At 67.1% G+C, this 17,344-nt stretch carries 15 protein-coding genes and 2 pseudogenes; 9 read left to right on the top strand and 8 right to left on the bottom strand.

The genetic code is table 11. The annotated features are described in order from the left end of the window. Window position 1: 1 nt before the first annotated feature. On the bottom strand, window positions 2-2,302 hold the full coding sequence (locus tag ACIP5Y_RS05575; RefSeq protein WP_400347844.1) for a LuxR C-terminal-related transcriptional regulator: 2,301 nt from the start codon (window positions 2,300-2,302) through the stop codon (window positions 2-4). A 156-nt stretch (window positions 2,303-2,458) separates the two neighbouring features. On the opposite strand from ACIP5Y_RS05575, the gene ACIP5Y_RS05570 reads away from it, so the two are divergent. Continuing rightward, window positions 2,459-2,821 carry a hypothetical protein gene (locus ACIP5Y_RS05570; RefSeq protein WP_400349146.1) on the top strand — a complete coding sequence of 121 codons (363 nt, stop codon included), beginning with the start codon at window positions 2,459-2,461 and terminating at the stop codon, window positions 2,819-2,821. A 39-nt stretch (window positions 2,822-2,860) separates the two neighbouring features. On the opposite strand, the gene ACIP5Y_RS05565 is transcribed toward ACIP5Y_RS05570, so the two are convergent. From ACIP5Y_RS05565 to ACIP5Y_RS05555, 3 genes are all read right to left on the bottom strand, one after another. Next, window positions 2,861-3,343, bottom strand: coding sequence for an Ig-like domain-containing protein (locus tag ACIP5Y_RS05565; RefSeq protein ID WP_400347843.1), 483 nt, complete (start codon window positions 3,341-3,343; stop codon window positions 2,861-2,863). Window positions 3,344-3,480: 137 nt separating this feature from the next. Beyond that, window positions 3,481-4,395 carry an alpha/beta hydrolase fold domain-containing protein gene (locus ACIP5Y_RS05560; protein WP_400347841.1) on the bottom strand — a complete coding sequence of 305 codons (915 nt, stop codon included), beginning with the start codon at window positions 4,393-4,395 and terminating at the stop codon, window positions 3,481-3,483. Window positions 4,396-4,451: 56 nt separating this feature from the next. Continuing rightward, window positions 4,452-5,300 carry an alpha/beta fold hydrolase gene (locus ACIP5Y_RS05555; RefSeq protein ID WP_400347839.1) on the bottom strand — a complete coding sequence of 283 codons (849 nt, stop codon included), beginning with the start codon at window positions 5,298-5,300 and terminating at the stop codon, window positions 4,452-4,454. Between the two features lie 52 nt (window positions 5,301-5,352). Between ACIP5Y_RS05555 and ACIP5Y_RS05550 the strand changes: the two genes are divergently transcribed. Beyond that, a complete protein-coding gene (locus ACIP5Y_RS05550) occupies window positions 5,353-5,952 on the top strand; it encodes a TetR/AcrR family transcriptional regulator (protein WP_400347837.1) in 600 nt (199 codons plus the stop codon). On the opposite strand, the pseudogene ACIP5Y_RS05545 reads toward ACIP5Y_RS05550, so the two are convergent. From ACIP5Y_RS05545 to ACIP5Y_RS05530, 4 genes and pseudogenes are all read right to left on the bottom strand, one after another. Then, window positions 5,918-7,146 (bottom strand): annotated as a pseudogene (locus tag ACIP5Y_RS05545) (bifunctional 3,4-dihydroxy-2-butanone-4-phosphate synthase/GTP cyclohydrolase II). The gene ACIP5Y_RS05550 and the pseudogene ACIP5Y_RS05545 sit on opposite strands and share 35 nt — an antisense overlap. A gap of 149 nt (window positions 7,147-7,295) precedes the next feature. After that, window positions 7,296-9,014 carry an MFS transporter gene (locus tag ACIP5Y_RS05540; protein WP_400347835.1) on the bottom strand — a complete coding sequence of 573 codons (1,719 nt, stop codon included), beginning with the start codon at window positions 9,012-9,014 and terminating at the stop codon, window positions 7,296-7,298. 81 nt (window positions 9,015-9,095) lie between these two features. Beyond that, entirely contained in the window at window positions 9,096-9,743 is a 648-nt protein-coding gene (locus ACIP5Y_RS05535; protein ID WP_400347833.1) for a PadR family transcriptional regulator, read from the bottom strand. 37 nt (window positions 9,744-9,780) lie between these two features. Further along, complete coding sequence (locus ACIP5Y_RS05530; RefSeq protein WP_400347831.1) at window positions 9,781-10,566, bottom strand: IclR family transcriptional regulator; 786 nt, start codon at window positions 10,564-10,566, stop codon at window positions 9,781-9,783. Between the two features lie 278 nt (window positions 10,567-10,844). On the opposite strand from ACIP5Y_RS05530, the gene ACIP5Y_RS05525 reads away from it, so the two are divergent. The 7 genes and pseudogenes from ACIP5Y_RS05525 to ACIP5Y_RS05495 all read left to right on the top strand — a co-directional run bounded on the left by ACIP5Y_RS05525 (window position 10,845) and on the right by ACIP5Y_RS05495 (window position 17,292). Next, window positions 10,845-11,318 carry a flavin reductase family protein gene (locus ACIP5Y_RS05525; RefSeq protein ID WP_400347829.1) on the top strand — a complete coding sequence of 158 codons (474 nt, stop codon included), beginning with the start codon at window positions 10,845-10,847 and terminating at the stop codon, window positions 11,316-11,318. An 85-nt stretch (window positions 11,319-11,403) separates the two neighbouring features. After that, window positions 11,404-12,576, top strand: a complete 1,173-nt coding sequence (locus ACIP5Y_RS05520; protein WP_400347827.1) for a Rieske 2Fe-2S domain-containing protein — start codon at window positions 11,404-11,406, stop codon at window positions 12,574-12,576. Window positions 12,577-12,587: 11 nt separating this feature from the next. Next, window positions 12,588-12,833 carry a hypothetical protein gene (locus ACIP5Y_RS05515; protein ID WP_400347825.1) on the top strand — a complete coding sequence of 82 codons (246 nt, stop codon included), beginning with the start codon at window positions 12,588-12,590 and terminating at the stop codon, window positions 12,831-12,833. 107 nt (window positions 12,834-12,940) lie between these two features. Further along, window positions 12,941-14,041: a 2Fe-2S iron-sulfur cluster-binding protein gene (locus tag ACIP5Y_RS05510; protein WP_400347823.1), complete on the top strand. Its 1,101-nt coding sequence runs from the start codon at window positions 12,941-12,943 to the stop codon at window positions 14,039-14,041. A 28-nt stretch (window positions 14,042-14,069) separates the two neighbouring features. Then, window positions 14,070-14,964: pseudogene (locus ACIP5Y_RS05505) on the top strand (VOC family protein); the annotation flags it as partial. Between the two features lie 83 nt (window positions 14,965-15,047). Further along, the gene (locus tag ACIP5Y_RS05500) at window positions 15,048-16,259 is read left to right on the top strand and encodes an LLM class flavin-dependent oxidoreductase (protein WP_400347821.1); all 1,212 of its coding nucleotides are present in this window, start codon (window positions 15,048-15,050) and stop codon (window positions 16,257-16,259) included. Window position 16,260: 1 nt separating this feature from the next. Further along, window positions 16,261-17,292 (top strand): zinc-binding dehydrogenase, encoded by a 1,032-nt coding sequence (locus tag ACIP5Y_RS05495; RefSeq protein WP_400347819.1) that lies wholly within the window; start codon window positions 16,261-16,263, stop codon window positions 17,290-17,292. Window positions 17,293-17,344 lie beyond the last annotated feature (52 nt).

The following is a 17,344-nucleotide window of genomic DNA, read 5'->3' as shown; positions in this document are numbered from 1 at the left end:
CTCACAGTTCGTGCTCGTGCACCCACGCGGCCAGCTGGGTGCGGGAGGTCAGCCCGAGCTTGGTGAGAATGTGCTCGACGTGGGTCTCGGCCGTGCGGACGGAGATCACCAGTTCGGCCGCGATCCGCTTGTTGCTGTGCCCCGCCGCCACCAGCCGGGCCACATCCCGCTGCCGCCGGGTGAGCAGGGCGGTCTCGGTGAGCGTCGCGGTGGCCGATCGTGCGGCGCGTTTGAAGGGGGCCGGGACGGTGATCGGTTCCGGCTCGGGCGGCGTCCGGCCGAGCGCGTAATCGATGGCCTCTTCCAGCGGAAGGTTCGCGCCCGCACCGAAGGCGGCGCGGAAAGCGTCCTCGCCGAGGGCTTCCCGGACCTTGCGGCGTTCCTTCTCGCCGACCGCGACGGTGATGGTGTGAGCCAGCCGGATGGTGCTGCGCTGCAGGCTTTCCGCGGCGCCGAGCAGTCGTGCGGCGCGTTCGAAGTCGCCGCGGGCCGATACCGTCCAGGCCAGTCCTTCGAAGGCGGAGGACAGCCAGATGCAGCGCTCGAACAGGGCCAGCTGTTCGATTGCGCGACTGTGGAATTCGGCGGCCTCGTCGAGTTCGCCACGTCGCCAGTGGTCGATGCCGACCGTCCACAGCGCCAAACCGCCGAGCAGGTGTGAACCGCTGTCGGTGGTGAGCTCCAGGAAGCGTTCGGCCAGTTCGGTGCGGCCGGGCGCCTCCAGCACCATGGCCGCCATGAAGGAGAAGGCGTGGCTGTCCATTTCGATGGCGTGCTGACCATCGGCGGCGGCCAGTGCGATGGCGGTGCGCCCCAGCTCCAGGGAGTGCTCGCGATCGTCGTCGGCGAAGGCCAGCAGCGACCGGTCCAGCGCCACCTCGGCCATGATGTCTTTATCGTCCAGTGCCGCAGCGAGTTCCAGGCATTCGCCGACCAGCTTCGCCGCCGACGCCCGATCACCCAGCAGCGCCGCCAGGGAGGCCGCCGAGGACAGCGCCTTGGCGCGCTCCGGCGTCGCCTCCGGATTGTGTTCCAGCGCCTCGGTGAGCCAGCGGAAGCCCTCGGACAGGAAGCGATTGTGTTCCCAGAACGGGCGCAGCACGGTCACCGTCGCCAGGGTGGGCAGCGGCTCGTCCGCCAGTCCCGACCGCAGCGCGGCGCGCAGGTTCGCATGCTCCCGGCTCAGATCGCGGAACCAGGCGACGTCCTCGTCGGTCCAGTACGCGGTCTGCCCGCGCATGGCGAGCTGCCGATAGTACTCGCGGTGGCGGGCCCGGACCGCTTGTGCCGCACCGCGTTCCGCGAGCCGGTCGGCGGCGAACTGGCGGATGGGTTCGAGCATGGAGTAGCGCGCCACCATGCCGTCGAAGCGCAGCATGACGACCGACTTGTCGACCAGCCCGGTGAGCGCCTCCATGAGCGAGGCCGCGCCCAGCTCGCAGACCGCCTCGGCGGCGTCGATATCGTAGCCGCCGGCGAAGACCGAAAGCTGTTCCCACAGCAGCTGTTCCGCGGGCGTGCACAGGTTGTAGCTCCAGCGGATGGCGCCCTCGATGGTCTGCTGCCGTTCGGGGGCGGTGCGCGGTCCGGCGCTGAGCAGGCCCATGGTGTCGTCGAGCCGGTCCAGGATCTGTTCCGGGGTGAACATGCGCAGCCGCAGCGCCGCCAATTCCAGTGCGAGCGGCATACCTTCGAGCCGGCGGCAGATCTCGGCGAGCACCGCGCGATTGGCGGGAGTGGTCCGGAAGCCGGGGTTGGCGGCACTGGCGCGTTCCACGAACAGTTGCAGCGCGTCCCCGTCCTCGGCCTCCTCCGGTACGGCCAGCGGCGGTACGGGCATGACCTGTTCGCCGGGGATGCCGAGCACTTCGCGGCTGGTCGCCAGCACTCGTACGTCGGGTGTGGTGGCGATGATCCGGCCGACCAGCGCCGCGCACGCCTCGATGAGGTGCTCGCAGTTGTCCAGAATCAGCAGCAGCCGCTTGTCGGCGAGGAATTCGGTGAGCCGGGGCAGCGGCGCGGTCGATTCGTCGCGCAGGTTCAGGGCCTCGGCCACGGTCAGCGTCACCAGGCTGGGGTCCTGTAGGTCGGCCAGTTCGACCAGCCAGATGCCGTCGGGGAAGGCGCGCGCCACCAGCTGGCCGATCTGCCGGGAGAGCCGGGTCTTGCCCATACCGCCCGGTCCGAGCAGGGTCAGCACCCGGGTGGTGGGCAGCAGCCGCTTGGCGGTGGCCATTTCGTCGCGGCGGCCCACGAAAGAAGTCACCTCTTCAGGGAGGTTTCCATTGACCCGCCGTGCCATACGTTACAACCTATGTGATCTGTCGCATTGCCTGCCAGCTGCCTGACATAATGCCTGGTCGTGGCCTGCTCGACTGTGGGCGGCGATACACTCGACCGCGTGTCGAGCAGAATACGCCGGGCCCGGGTGGCCGACATTCACGAGCTGGCCCAGGGTATGCCGCATGTGACCGTCGTGGCGGGTCCCGCGGAGAATCCCGTCTATCAGGTGGGCGGGAAATCGTTCGTCTTCTTCCGGACGCCGCGACCGGATGCCGTCGATCCGGAGACCGGGGAGAAGTATCCGGATGTCGTGGTTTTCTGGGTGCCGTCCGAATCGGACAAGCTGGCGCTGGTACAGGATCCGGATTCGCCGTTCTTCACGACGAAGCATTTCGACGGGCATCTGTCGGTGCTGTTGCGTACTTCCCGGGTGGGGGAATTGACGATTCAGGAACTGGCCGAGGTTGTTCAGGACGCGTGGCTGTCCCGCGCCTCGCCGACGCGCGCCCGTAAATGGCTCGCCGAGAATTCGGCCTGACGGCCGGGCCGCGGACGTCGCGGCCCGGCCCGGCCGTAGCTACTGGCCGTTGCCGGCGCTGGCGCTGAGGCTGCTCAGCAGCGTGCTGAGCAGGTTGCTCAGCGCGCCGTTGCCGCCACCGCCGCCGACGGGCGCGTCGGTCACCGAGACGGTGACCGGGCCCAGCCAGACATTGTTGCCGGGTTCGGCGACGGTGGCGGTGATCTGGTGGGTGCCGTCGGTGGTCGGCGTCCAGTTGAGGGTGGCGGTGCCATTGGCCGGCGTAATGCCGGGCGAGTTCTGGCCGCTCGGGACGATGGCGTTCCCATTGTCGTAGAACCAGACATTCACGGCGTCGGTGATATTGGAGATGTTCGCCGTGACGGTGTAGGCCGTGTTCGAGTAGAAGTTGCTGCCCGCCACCGTCAGATTGTTGTTGGTCGTATCGGCCAGCGCGCCCGGCGCGGCGATGACCGCCGCCGTGGCCATGGCCGCGAATCCGGTGATGCCGATCCCCGCCCGACGGATTCGTGAGTTCTTCACCTGGTTACTGCCCTTCGATAAGTCACGCGTGTGGATGGGCGCCACTCGGCGCCCATCAGGCACATTAAGGTGCACCCGCGGGAATTCGCGCGGCGAGCAACATGATTCGCAGCAAACCCGATGGTCGCGCGCAGTGCCTAATTCTGCTGATGCGGAGTGCGTTCCGCGCGTAGCTCGTTCACGATGACGGCGCGCGCGGCCCGGCCCTCCGCGGTCGGCGTCAGCGGATAGACGTGCACCAGCTGCTCGCCCTCGTGGTATTCGAGGTCGACACCGGCCGCGCGGGCCTTGCCTGCGAGCAACCGGGCATCGGGATTCAGGATGTCGCGGGTGCCGCTGAATACGGTCAAGGGGCCGAGACCTTCGAAGGTCGCGAACAGCGGACTGACCCACGGATGGTCGATGGGAAAAGCGCCGCGCCAATGCTCGCCGAGGATGAGGCCGCCGTCCCGGCCCAGCCACGGATCGACCCGCTGCACGACGGGGATTTCCGGATTGCTCATCGAGAGATCGAGCGCTGGGGCGATGAGAATGGTGCGCGGAATTCGCACATCGTGTTCATCGCGCAGGGCCACCGCCGTCGAGAGCACGATCTGCCCGCCCGCGGAGTCGCCGCCCAGCCGGACTTCCCCGTAGCGAGAACGGTTGGCCAGCACCAGATCCACCATGTCCGGAATCACCTTGTCGGCGGTGCCGAACGGGATGAGCGGATAAATGGGCAGCGTGACCGTGGTGGCGCTGCCGACGGCGATATCGGCCGCCAAACTCCAGTGCTGCGGCGCGATTTCATTGACCCAGCCGCCGCCGTGCGCGTACACCACATTCCCGGACGGCAGGCCGGTGCGCGGCGTGAGCGTGTAAACGGGCCACCCGCGCCATTTTTCGACGGATACCCGGACATCGCGGCGCAGTAATCGCGGCGGGCCGTACGGCTGCGGCCGGATGCTGCGTTCGCGAATGTGTTTCCGCGCGCCCTCGGCGGTGACGAACGGTTCGTTCGCGCGCATGATCCGCAGATAGACCGGCACCATCCGGCTGACCAAACTCGGCATCGTTGCCTCCTCGCAAGCACATCCCGATGCCGCGACCCTACCCGGGCGTCACGACATCAGGCGTGTTCGACGGCGGCGCCGGTGAGGAAGGCCGACATGGCGGCGGCCACGGCGCGCGGCTGGTCCAGCATGGACAGCACGTAGGCGTCGTCGATCTCGACCAGCCGGGCGTTCGGGATGAGTTCGGCCAGCCGGCGGCCGTGCTCGGGTGGCATCACCTTGTCCTGCGCGGACCACAGGATCAGGGCGTCGCCGGAAAAGCCGCGCAGCGCTTCGGTATTCGCGATGTACGCGTTCTTGTCGATATCGATGCCGGCGTAGCCGAGCAGATCCCGGCGGATCCGCTTGTCCCGGAGCCCCGGTTCGGTCCAGCCGTGGACCAGCTCGTCCGGCAGCGGTTTCCGCGCCATCCACCCGAACATGAGGGGAGACCGGCGAATCCATCCGATCCGGAACTGCTTCAATGCCAGCAGCACTCCGCCCGGCAGTATCGGCAGCAGCTTGGCGGTCTTGCCGGGCAGCCCCGGCGGGAAGTTGTCGAAGGCCTCGCACGGCAACACGATCAACCGCCCGACCCGCTCATCCAGCCCGTAGGCGGTGAGGAACAGCGCGCCGCCCCAATCACTGTGCACCAGCGTGACATCCCGCAGATCGAGCGCTTCGAGGAAGTCCGCGACAAGCTGATTCATCCCCCGCATGCTCAGGTCCGCATCCGCCCGCAAGGGTTCCGGGTGCGCCCCGAGCGGCAGATCCGGCAGCACGTACCGGAACCCGGCGGGCAGCAGTTCGAGCACCTGATCCCACAGCGTGTGATTCATCAGCAGCCCGTGCAAGAACACCACCGCGGGCCCCTCCCCGCGCTCCTCATAGTGGATCCGACCTGCGGGAATCTCGACAACGGCCATGATTACCTCCGATAGAGCAAACGCTCTAGTGCATTTGCTCTAGTCTGATGGCGTGGCCGAGAAAATGTCAACCACCACCCGAGACCGACTCATCACGGCCGTCGGCGAACTCATGCGCAGCAACGGCTACAGCGCCGTCACCGTCAAACAGATCACCGCCGCCTCGAACGCCCCCATGGGCTCGCTGTATCACCACTTCCCCGGCGGCAAACCGCAGATAGCCGCCGAAGCCCTGCGCACCTCGGGCGCGGCCTACATCCAACTGCTCCCGCTACTGATGGACGCCCACGACGACCTGCAGATAGCCATCCCCGCCGCCTTCGAAGCGGCCGCCGAAACCATCGAACAATCCGGTTGGATGAACATGTGCCCCGTAGGCACCGTCGCCGGCGAAATCGCCGACTCCGAACCCGCCCTCCGCGAGGTAGCCGCCGAAGTCATCACCTCCTGGATCGACCAGGGCACAACCTATTTCGTCGGCCGCGGCCTCACCGAACCCGAAGCCCGCGAACTGATCCTCGCCGTCCTGTCCGCCCTGGAAGGCGCCTTCATCCTCAGCCGAACCTTGCGCACCGCCGAACCTCTGCACGCCGCCGGACGGGCAATGGCCGCGACGGTCAGTGGAATCCGACTGCGGGCTCGACCTCGGTGAGGTGGTGGCGCATGCGGTCGCGTTTGGTGCGGAGGTAGTGGACGTTGTGTTCGGTGGGGCGGGTTTGCAAGGGAATCCGGGAAGCCACTGTGATGCCGTGGGTTTCGAGGCCGGATTGCTTGGCGGGGTTGTTGCTCAGTAGACGGACGGAAGTCACGTCGAGGTCGTGCAGGATGCGGGCGGCGGGCCGGTAGTCGCGGGCGTCTATGGGGAGGCCCAGTTGAATGTTGGCGTCCACGGTGTCGGCGCCGGCGTCCTGGAGTTCGTAGGCGCGGAGCTTGTTCAGGAGGCCGATGCCGCGGCCCTCCTGACCTCGGAGGTAGATGATGATGCCGTTGCCTTCGGCCGCTACGGCTGCCATGGCGGCGTCCAGTTGTTCGCCGCAGTCGCAACGGAGGGAGCCGAAGGCGTCGCCGGTGAGGCATTCGGAGTGGATGCGGGTGAGCGCATCGGGACCGGTGGGTTCGCCGTGGATGAGGGCGAGATGTTCCGTGCCGGTGTGCTCGTCGGCGTAACCCAGGACGCGGAAGTTGCCGTGGGGGGTGGGAGGCGGGTTTCGACTACGCGGGAGATGCCGTGTTCCAGGCGCTTCCGGTATTCGATGAGGTCGGCGATGGAGATCAGGGGAATGTCCCACTGCTTCGCGAAGATTCGGAGGTCGGGGAGGCGGGACATGGTGCCGTCGTCATTGACGACCTCGGCGATGACGCCGGCGGGGCGGAGGCCGGCCAGGCGCATGAGGTCCACGGCGGCTTCGGTGTGGCCCGGGCGGCCCAGGACGCCACGGGGATTCGCGCGCAGGGGGAAGACGTGGCCGGGACGGGTGAGGTCGGCGGGGGCGGTGCGGGGGTCGGCCAGCAGGCGCATGGTGCGGGCCCGGTCGGCGGCCGAAATACCGGTGCTGACACCGGAACTCGCGTCGACCGAGACCGTGTAGGCGGTGCCTTTGGGGTCCTGGTTGTGCGCGGTCATGGGCGGCAGGTCGAGGCGGTCGCAGTCCTCGCCGGTGAGGGGGACGCAGAGGACGCCGCTGGTGTGCCGCACCAGGAAGGCGATGTTCTCGGTGGTCGCCAATTCGGCGGCCAGGATCAGATCGCCTTCGTTCTCGCGATCTTCGTCGTCCACCACCAGCACCGGGCCGCCGTGGGCGAGCGCTTGCACCGCATCGGTGATGCTGTCGAGTCCTTCGGTCATCGTCGACCACCTCCTCGGCCGAACTCCGTCGGCCCTATTTCAAATAGAAATATGCCGCGCGGAGAACATCGAGGTGGCGTCCCGCTCACCGGAAGGAGAACGGCATGGAAAAGGCCCGGAGGCACACCGCCTCCGGGCCCTTCCGATTGTCAGTGCGCGGCGCCGCCGGTCGCGGCGGTGCGGCCGTGCTTCATGATCAGCGCGCCGATCAGGGCGATGGCCGCCGAGATCGCCACGAAGTAGAAGCTGATCTCATATCCCTTGTCCGAGTACAGGAGTGGGATGTCCTTGGTGACCGAGGGCGCTCCCGTCACCGACACCACGGCCTTCACCGGATTGGCGGTCAGGAAGGCGGTGGCCACCGCGAGACCGATGGCCGCGCCCATGGCCTGCATGACGCCCAGCATGCCCGCGCTGATGCCCTGCTGTTGCGCCGGAACCCCTTCCACTATGAGGTTCGGCGTCGAGGCGTAGTACAGCGCGAACGCGATGCCGTACACCGCGCTGATCAACGCCTGCGTCTGCCAGCCGTGCGACAGTGCCGCGTAGGCCAATCCGCTGCCGACGAAGATCACCAGCGCGGTGACGAGTGGCCAGCGCGCACCCGAGCGCCGGATCCAGAGGCCGCCGATGAATCCGAAGACCATGGCTATCAGCGATTGTGCGAGGGTGACGTGCGTGGCGAACTTCAGCAAGGTGAAGTTGTTGCCGTAGCTGTAGCCCGGATCCAGTTTGACGTTCACCATGTTCGGCGGCAGCTGCGAGTACACGGCTTCCGGTGGCACCTTCACCGCACCCGGCGGCAATTGCACGCCCGGCGGCAGCTGGGCCTTGGCCTGCGCTTCGGCCTGCGCCTGCGCCTGTGCCAGCGCACCGGCCTTCACCTGGGTCCAGGTGGCGTCCTTGACCTGCGAGACCACCTCGGAAGCGGGCGGCGACTGCGTCATGTAGCCGGTGGCGTAGGACTGGTACCCGATCATGAACGAGGCCAGCAGACCGATGAACAACAGCACGGCCACGCGGGGCGTGAACAGCAGTTTCATATCCATGATCGGATGCTTCGCCCGCATTTCCACCAGCGGGAACAGTGCCAGCAACACCAGGCCGGCGATCAGCCAGATCAGGGTGGAGAACTTGCCCCAGCCCCAATCCTGGCCCTTGTCCAGGTAGATGAGCGTGAGCGTGGCGCCCGCGCCGAGCAGCAGTACGCCGACGATATCCAGCCGCTGCGGGGTCCGCAGCTTGGATTCCGGCACCACGATGATCAGCAGCGGAATCATGATCAGGGTGAAGACGAACAGGAACCAGAACAGCGCCCGCCAGCTGTAGTGATCGGTGATGTAGCCGCCGATGAGCGGCCCGGCCAGGGCAGACACGCCCAGCCCGGTGGAGGCGATGCCCAGTCCGATGGGAACCAGCCTGCGCGGCATGAGATCCCGGATGAGCCCATAGGAGACGACGGTCGTCGCGATGGCGGTCGCCTCGAATGCGCGGCCGATCAGGAAGACGGCCCAGCTGCTGGTGATCGCGCACATGGCGGTGCCGATGAGGAACAGCACACCGCACAGCAAGAACATCTTCTTCTTGCCCCAGATGTCACTGAGTTTGCCGATCAAAGGTGATACGGCGGCGCCGACAATGCCGAAAACAATGATGGCCCAGTTGATATTCGCGCCCTCGCCGGGAAAGGTGGGTGCGATCTGCCGCAGGGCCGAGGCGACCATGACGTACTGCATCGGGGAGACCTCGGTGAACAGCACGATAATGGCGAGAACCGACCATATCCTCAGGTTCGAGGCGCCGTCGAGACGGCCGGATTCATCGGATGCGGGGCCGGGCGGCACCGCGGTGTCGACGGAGGTGGACATGGGGCGTCCTCCAGTAGAGATGGGTAACACGATTTGTGAACCGTGTCACCGCTGGAGGTTGCCGCCTATGGGAAAGTCCGTTCAGTGGGAATCTTCGGAATTCTGCTTTGCCGCGGGCTTGCGGCGGCTACGCTTCCGCGCCAGTTTGTCGAGGTCGTCCAGTAGATCCTGAGCGAATTCCCGTTCCGCTTCGTAATGTCGTACACACCAGCGCAATACGGCGCTGGGATAGGCCCAATCGGGATTGGCGTCGGAGCCCTCGGCGTCGGCCGCGGCGCGGCGGCGCATCTGCTCGGCGTAATCGATGTGCTGGGTGAGGATTTCCCGCATGCGGTCGGGTTCGGCGAGATGCCCGAGCCAGGCCCGCAACATGACGCTGTGCTTGAGCACCGGCACTTCGACGGGGGAGTGGTTCACCCAGTGGGACGCGGCCTCGCGGCCGCTGTCGGTAATGGCGTACATACGTTTACCGCGCATACCGTCTTCCGACACCACGGTGCGCGAGGTCGCGTAACCGTGTTTCTCCAGTCGTTTCAGTTCCGCGTAGATCTGACTGAACGACGGACTCCAATAGAAGAACTGCAGACTCCAGTCCGCCCATTTCTTCAGGTCGTATCCGGAGAGCTCTTCGGCGTGCGAGAGCATGCCGAGCACGGCCCAGGCCGTGGTGGGCAACTCCGGAACCCCTTGCCGCTCATCGGAACGAGCGGGCCCGGCGCCCTCGGTCACGGTCGAACTGTTTCGCCCCCGCATAGGGATTCTCCGCTCAGCGCCAGTGTGCACGACGTGGGAACAGGGTACGGCCGGCCTCATGGGCGACCTCGAGCACGACGCGGGCCAGCCGGTCATAGCTCATGCCGTCGGCACGCCCGGAGAGCGACAGCGCGGCGGGTGCGGTGCCGCGGCCGCGCAACGGGGCTGCGACGCAGGCGATTCCGGCCACGGCCTCCTCGCGGTCGATGGCCACGCCCTGACGCAGCCGGATCTGCTGCAGTTCGCGGGTGAGCGCCTCGGGCTCGCAGAGGGTGCGCGGGGTCAGGCGCGGCAGCCGGGTGCGCAGCGCGGCCTCGGCGATATTGGGTTCGAGACAGGCGAGCATGGCCTTGCCGAGAGCCGTTGCGTGCGCGGGCATCCGGCCGCCGAGGCGGGTGGGCAGGCTGGCGGCGAAACGCCCGCCCGCCTTGTCCAGGTAGACCACATCGCGGCCGTCCAGGACGGCGAGGTGGCCGACCATGCCGGTGCGCTGGCTCAGTTCGTGCAGCAGCGGGGAGACGGCATCGCGGATCTCGTTGTGGTCCGCGGTGAGTCCGCCCAGCTCCAGGGCGCGCATGCCGAGGCGGTAGCCGCCGGAGGTGTGGGCGAGCCAGCGCAGCTTGATCATCTGGTCGAGGATCCGGTGCACGGTGGACCGCGGCAGCCCGGTGCGCTCGACCAGGCCGAGCAGGGTGAGCGTGGGGGTGGAGGCGTCGAAAGCGTCCAGGATCAAGGTCATCCGCTCGATCATCGAGACGGGGACTTCGGCGGAGTTGCCGCGGGCTTCCTTGGAACGCATGGGGCTGTGGGTGTTTCGAGTCTCCGCCGGGGGGAGCAGGGCGACGGACATAAAGACCTCCGTTGGTTCATATCCAGTCTAGGTGTATGCCGATTAGGCATGTGCCTGATTCGGTGTCACAGCTCACTGTGCCCCGGCCCACAGGCCGCGGAATCGGGAGAACTACGTAAAACCGGACCTACGTATCCCGATCAGCGAACCACGATATTGACGCCCCCCGGTCGCCACCTGCTGTCATGACTGACAGCTATATTTCGAACCGAAATAAAGGAGGCGCCGTGGACCCGGTGGCTTTCAAGACTGTGCTCGGGCGATTCTGCTCGGGAGTCACCGTGATCACCGCCCTCGACGCGGGCGAACCCATAGGCTTCGCCTGCCAGTCGTTCGCCTCGCTGTCCCTGGACCCGCCGCTGGTGAGCTTCTTCCCGGCGCGCAGCTCGAGCACCTGGCCGCGCATCCGCGCCGCGGGCCGGTTCTGCGTCAATATCCTCGCCGACGATCAGACCGAGGTGTGCCGGCAACTGGGCCGCCCCGGCCCGGACAAGTTCACCGGTGTGGAGTGGATCCCTTCCGAGAACGGCTCGCCGCTGTTGTCGGGTGCGCTGGCATCCATCGACTGCGAACTGCACGACGAAGTCGACGGCGGCGATCACACCATCGTCATCGGCCGCGTGACCAGCCTGAACGAGCATTCCGAGGCCACGCCTCTGCTCTTCTATCGCGCGGCCTTCGGGCGTCTCGCCCATCAGTAGCTACCTCCCGGCCAGTGAGACAGCCGTTGTCGTCGGCGTCACATCGGCCGCAACTATCGAAGCAAGGCAAGGGAGAGGAATTCACATGACCACCACGGAAAGTGCCGAGACATCAACCGATGTGCGAGTCATCGACGCGGGCGCCCCGCCCGCGCGATTCGCGCGCGGCTGGCACTGCCTGGGCCTGGCCGACTCCTTCCGCGACGGAAAACCGCACACCGTCAAGGCTTTCGGCACCGAGATCGTCGTGTTCGCGGCCGCGGACGGCAGCCTCAACGTGCTCAATGCCTACTGCCCCCACATGGGCGGCAACCTGGCCGACGGCACGGTCAAGGGCGACTCCATCGCCTGCCCGTTCCACGACTGGCGCTGGAACGGCAAGGGCAAGTGCACCGGCATCCCCTACGCGCGGCGCGTCCCGCCGCTGGCCCGCACCAAGGCCTGGCCGACCCTCGAGCAGAACAAGCAGCTCTTCGTGTGGAACGACCCCGAGGGCAAGCAGCCCCCGGCCGAACTCGCCATCCCGCGCGTCGACGCCGCCTTCGACGACGAGTGGACCGACTGGACCTGGAACTCCATGATCGTCGACGCCAACTGCCGCGAGGTCGTCGACAATGTGGTGGACATGGCGCACTTCTTCTATGTGCACTACGGCTTCCCGACCTTCTTCAAGAACGTCTTCGAGGGCCACACCGCCGGCCAGTACATGACCTCCATCTCCCGCGAGGACATGATGGGCGCCACCGCGAAAGCGCTGGGCGGCAAGAACGTCCTGCAGTCGGAGGCCTCCTACTACGGGCCCTCCTACATGATCGACTACCTGAAGAGCGAGAGCCCCGGGCTCACCGTCGAGGGCTACCTGATCAACTGCCACTACCCGATCAGCGAGAACCGGTTCGTCCTCATGTACGGCGCCATCGCCAGGAAGCCCGCCGGCCTGCCGCCGGAGCAGGCGCAGGAGATCGCCGAGAAGTTCGTGGGCGGCCTGGGTCGCGGCTTCGAACAGGACGCGGCCATCTGGAAGCGCAAGTCGCGCATCAACAATCCGCTGCTGTGCGAGGAAGACGGCCCGGTCTACCAGCTGCGCCGCTGGTACGAGCAGTTCTACACCGACGTGGCGGACATCAAGGACGAGATGACCGACCGCTTCGAGTACGAGGTGGACACCACCCGCGCCGTGACCGCCTGGGAGGCCGAGGTCGCCGACAACCTCGCCAAGCGCGCCGCGAGCGAAGCCGACGCAGCCGCACACGCCTGAAAGGCAAAGGGATGGACAAGGTTTCGTGCCGGTCCTGCGGGACCTGCGTGCTGGTCGAGAAATACAGCGACCAGCACACCAGCGTGCAATGGAACAAGACGGCCGAGGCGGCCTGCACCGAACTCGCCGCAGGCGGACTACGCACACACACCTGCCCGTCGCTGCGCGCCAGCATCGAAGCGGCCGTCGACTCGGGCGACCTGACCGTCAGCACGCGCGACATCGACGTCCGAACCAGGGGTCGCACCCTGGCCTGAGGGCCGAGTGGCACATCAGGACCGGGCCCTCTCGGCCGATGCGGCCCTCATGTGCCACTCGGCGGCGTAGCGGAATTGTTATTAGTGGAATGGAATTGGTGGGACGGATGACGGTGACGGAGATCGAACCGGATTCGGCGTCGCTCGACGCCTCGGCCGCGCTGGAGACCGCGCAGGCGGCGGGTGGGATTGCCGCCGTGCGGGTTTCCCGTGTGGTGCGGGAGACCGAGGATGCCGTGTCATTGGAGCTGACTCCCGATCCGGCGCACGCGGCACGGTTCTCCTATCGGCCCGGTCAGTTCCTCACACTGCGCATTCCGAGTGAGCTGACCGGTTCGGTGAGCCGCTGCTACTCGCTGTCCAGTGCGCCGCACGAGGATGGCCCGCTCAAGGTCACCGTCAAGCGCACGGTTGACGGGTACGGCTCGAACTGGCTGTGCGACAACGCGGTCGAGGGCCTGGACCTCGACGTGCTGCCGCCCGCCGGGCTGTTCACCCCCGCCTCACTCGACACCGATCTGCTGCTGTTCGCCGGCGGCAGCGGGATCACGCCCGTGCTGTCCATCCTGAAATCGGTGCTGGCGCAGGGCTCCGGGCACGTCACCCTGCTCTACGCCAACCAGCACGAGAAATCCGTCATCTTCGCCACCGAACTCGCGGAACTGGCTGCCGCGTATCCCGACCGGCTGGTCGTCCTGCACTGGCTCCAGTCGGTGCAGGGCCTGCCGACCGTGGATCAGCTGGCCGCGCTGGCCCGTCCGTGGGCGGGCCGGGAGACCTTTGTCTGTGGTCCCGGCCCGTTCATGGACGCGGTCGCGGCGGCGATGAGCGGGCTCGGCGCGGATCGCAAGCGGGTGCACATCGAGAAGTTCGTCTCGCTGTTCGGCAATCCGTTCGAGATCGAAACCGCGGTCGCGGCCGACGCGGACGGCGATACCGCCACCGTGCAGGTCGAACTCGACGGTGAGCACCACGAATTCGCCTGGCCTCGAAAACAGGTCCTGCTGGACGTGCTGCTCGCCAAGGGCGTCGACGCGCCCTACTCGTGCCGCGAGGGCGCGTGCAGCGCCTGCGTGTGCCGGGTGGTGTCCGGCGCAGTGCGCATGCGCCGCAATGAAATCCTGGAGGACGCCGATATCGCCGACGGCTATGTGCTGGCCTGCCAGGCCGTTCCGGTGACCGACGACGTCTCCGTCACCTATTCCTGATCACCCCGATCACGCGAGGAGTTTCATCATGGCTGCGTTCGCCTCTCTCGGCTACGTACGGGCCCATATCGCGGATGTCGCCGCCTGGCGCGAATTCGCCTTCGACACCATCGGATTCGCGGAGGGCAGCGGGCCCGACCCGGACTCGGTCTACCTGCGCGTGGACGAGCACACCTACCGTCTCGAACTGGTTCCCGGCGAGCGCGACGCGGTCATCGCCGTGGGCTGGCAGGTGGCCGACAGCCGCTCGCTCGGGCTGGTGCGCGAGATCCTGGAGAAGGCCGGAATCGCCGTCACCGCACTGTCGCTCGCCGAGGCCGCGGGCCGGCATGTCGAGGAGGCCATCAGCTTCGTCGATCCGGCCGGGTTCACCATCGAGGTCTTCCACGGACCGCTGCTCGACCACAGCCCGGTGATCGGCAAGCACGGCGCTACCTTCGTGACCGGCGATCTCGGCCTGGGCCATGTGGTGCTGCCGGTGCCGGATATCGAGGCCGCGCGCAAGTTCTACACCGAGGTGCTGGACTTCAAGTCGCGCGGCTCCTTTCGCGTCGGACCGCCCGAGCACCCGATCTGGATCCGCTTCATGGGCGTCAACCCGCGACACCACAGCCTCGCGCTCATTCCTGGCTCGCGGCCGGACGGGCCCGGCATCGTGCACGTCATGGTCGAGGTCGACAAGCTCGACGATGTGGGCCGCGCGCTGGACCGCGTCACCAAGGCCGGCTACCACCTGTCCTCCACGCTGGGCCGGCACACCAACGACAAGATGATCTCCTTCTACGTCCGCACGCCCGGCGGCTGGGATCTCGAATTCGGTTGCGAGGGAAAGCTGGTCGGCGACGACTACGTCGCCGAGGAGATGACCGCCGACAGCTACTGGGGCCACGAGTGGGCCCGCGGCTGAACCTTCGGCAGCACTGACCTGTCGCGCACCCGGTAGAGCCCCGCCGGGTGCGCGACTTTTCGGAGCACAACTGAATATCCCGCAAAGGAGCGACGAAAAGTGACCCAGCCCAATGCGTCCGGACCCACCCGGTTCGGATTCTTCATCGCGCCATATCACCCGCTCACCGGCAACCCGACCCTGCAGATCCAGCGCGATCTCCAGCTGGTCGAGCTGGCCGACGAACTCGGCTACGCCGAAGCCTGGGTGGGTGAACATCATTCCGCCGGCATGGAGATCATCTCCGCCCCCGAGGTCTTCCTGGCCGCCGCCGCCCAGCGCACCCGGCAGATCCGGCTGGGCACCGGCGTGAACTCGCTGCCCTACCACCAGCCCATGATGCTGGCCGACCGGCTCTGCCTGCTCGACCACCTCACCCAGGGCCGCGTCATGATGGGCATCGGGCCCGGCCAGCTCGCCTCCGACGCCTCCATGATGGGCGTACCGCAGCCGCGGCAGCGCGACATGATGCACGAATCCATGGACGCCATCACCCAGCTGCTGCGCGGCGAAGTGGTGACGGCCAAATCGGATTGGTTCTCGCTCGACGAGGCGCGGCTGCACCTGCTGCCGTATCAGCAGGGCGGACTGGAAATGGCGGTGGCCTCGACCATCTCGCCCTCCGGCGCGGTGCTGGCCGGACGCCACGGCGCGGGACTGCTCTCACTCGCCGCCTCCGATCCCAGCGGATACGAAGCGCTCCTGCCCAACTGGAAGATCTACGAACAGACCATGGCCGCCAACGGCCATCGCGTGGATCGTGCGAAGTGGCGGCTCGTCGCACCCATGCACCTTGCCGAGACGCGGGAACAGGCCCGGCGCGAAGCCGAATGGGGCATCGGGCATCTCGTGCACTACATCAAGAAACTCAGTGGCATGGAACTGCCGTGGGGCGACACCGCGGCCGAGGCCGTCGAACAATGGACCGGGCCCGGTTTTCCCGCCTTCGGGCGGGCGACCATCGGCACGCCCGACGATGCGATTGCCGCGATCGAGGCGCTCACCGAACAGTCCGGCGGGTTCGGCACGTTCCTGGTGCTGGCGCTCAATGTCGCAGACTGGGATGCCACGCAGCGGTCGGTGCGACTGTTCGCCGAGCATGTCATCCCACATTTCACAGGGGCGAATCGTCCGCGGGTCGCCTCCCTGGACTGGGCCAGTGTCAATAGCGAGCGGCTCATGTCCGGTATGCGCGCCGGCGTCGAAGCCGCCTTCGAACGGCACGCCCAGGCCCTGCAGGCCGCCCTCACGCCCGCCCAGGAAGGAGAGTGACATGCGTGCGGTAGTCATGCGCAACCGGAAGCTCGTCGTCGACGAAGTGCCGGAGCCGGTGCCGGGTCCCGGCCAGGTGCTGGTGGAAACCATTGCCTGCGGCATCTGCGGCAGCGATAAACAGGCCCTGGATTACACCGACGAATTCCTCCGGGCCAGCCGCGACAGCGGAGTACCGACCTTCCTGTTCGACCCGCACCGGGATCTCGTCATGGGCCACGAACTCGCCGCGCGGGTCGTGGGCGCGGGACCGGATACGCCATTCGTGGAGGGCCGGAACGTCGTCGCCCTGCCATGGGCGCTCGATGCCGCCGGCGGCATCCACGGCGTCGGCTACTCCAACGAGTTCCCCGGCGGGTACGGCGAGCGAATGGTGTTGCAGGCCATGGCTCTCGAACCCATCCCCGAGCACGTACCCCCGCATGTCGCCGCCATGACCGAACCCCTGGCCGTGGGTTTCGGCAATGTGGCCCGTACCGGTATCGGGCCCGAGGGCACCGGCATCGTGATCGGTTGCGGTCCGGTCGGTCTGGGCGCGGTCGCCGCCCTGGCCGAACGCGGCGTCGCGCCGATCGTGGCGTCGGATCCGTCCGAGCTCCGCCGGGAAGCGGCACTGCGGCTCGGGGCGCACCGCGTCGTCGACCCGAATACCGAAGATCCCGTGGAGGTCTGGCAGGAGCTCGCCGCGCCCGGTCAGAAGCTCCACGTCTGGGTCTGCGCCGCGGTCCCGGGTCTGCTCAACGACCTCATGTACAAGGTCCCCCGCGAGACCGCGATCCTCCAGATCGGCGCCGTCATGACCGACGACGTCCTCCGCCCGATCGTCGGCATCTACAAGGACATCTCGCTGCAGATGTGCATGGTCTACCCCCACGAGGAGTACGCGAAGACGTTGCACCGCATAGCCGAAGGCACCATCGACGCCGCCTCCCTCATTACCGACCAGGTCGGTCTGGACGACGTCGCAGGCGCCATCGAATCCCTGCGGAATCCCGCCGACCACATCCAGATTCTGGTACGCCCCAACCAGTGACGACCCGGCACGACGAAAGCCGCGACCGACGTCACGCAGTGCGTTGTCGCGG

Source organism: Nocardia sp. NPDC088792 (genome assembly GCF_044750615.1).
GTDB lineage: Bacteria > Actinomycetota > Actinomycetes > Mycobacteriales > Mycobacteriaceae > Nocardia.
This window is presented reverse-complemented; position numbering and strand designations above follow the sequence as displayed.

Excerpts from the sequence above, each read along its gene's own strand:
- ACIP5Y_RS05575 (WP_400347844.1), bottom strand. The coding sequence starts at position 2,302 with ATGGCACGGCGGGTCAATGGAAACCTCCCTGAAGAGGTGACTTCTTTC.
- ACIP5Y_RS05570 (WP_400349146.1), top strand. The coding sequence starts at position 2,459 with ATGCCGCATGTGACCGTCGTGGCGGGTCCCGCGGAGAATCCCGTCTAT.
- ACIP5Y_RS05560 (WP_400347841.1), bottom strand. The coding sequence starts at position 4,395 with ATGCCGAGTTTGGTCAGCCGGATGGTGCCGGTCTATCTGCGGATCATG.
- ACIP5Y_RS05555 (WP_400347839.1), bottom strand. The coding sequence starts at position 5,300 with ATGGCCGTTGTCGAGATTCCCGCAGGTCGGATCCACTATGAGGAGCGC.
- ACIP5Y_RS05540 (WP_400347835.1), bottom strand. The coding sequence starts at position 9,014 with ATGTCCACCTCCGTCGACACCGCGGTGCCGCCCGGCCCCGCATCCGAT.
- ACIP5Y_RS05530 (WP_400347831.1), bottom strand. The coding sequence starts at position 10,566 with ATGCGTTCCAAGGAAGCCCGCGGCAACTCCGCCGAAGTCCCCGTCTCG.
- ACIP5Y_RS05520 (WP_400347827.1), top strand. The coding sequence starts at position 11,404 with ATGACCACCACGGAAAGTGCCGAGACATCAACCGATGTGCGAGTCATC.
- ACIP5Y_RS05515 (WP_400347825.1), top strand. The coding sequence starts at position 12,588 with ATGGACAAGGTTTCGTGCCGGTCCTGCGGGACCTGCGTGCTGGTCGAG.
- ACIP5Y_RS05510 (WP_400347823.1), top strand. The coding sequence starts at position 12,941 with ATGACGGTGACGGAGATCGAACCGGATTCGGCGTCGCTCGACGCCTCG.
- ACIP5Y_RS05495 (WP_400347819.1), top strand. The coding sequence starts at position 16,261 with ATGCGTGCGGTAGTCATGCGCAACCGGAAGCTCGTCGTCGACGAAGTG.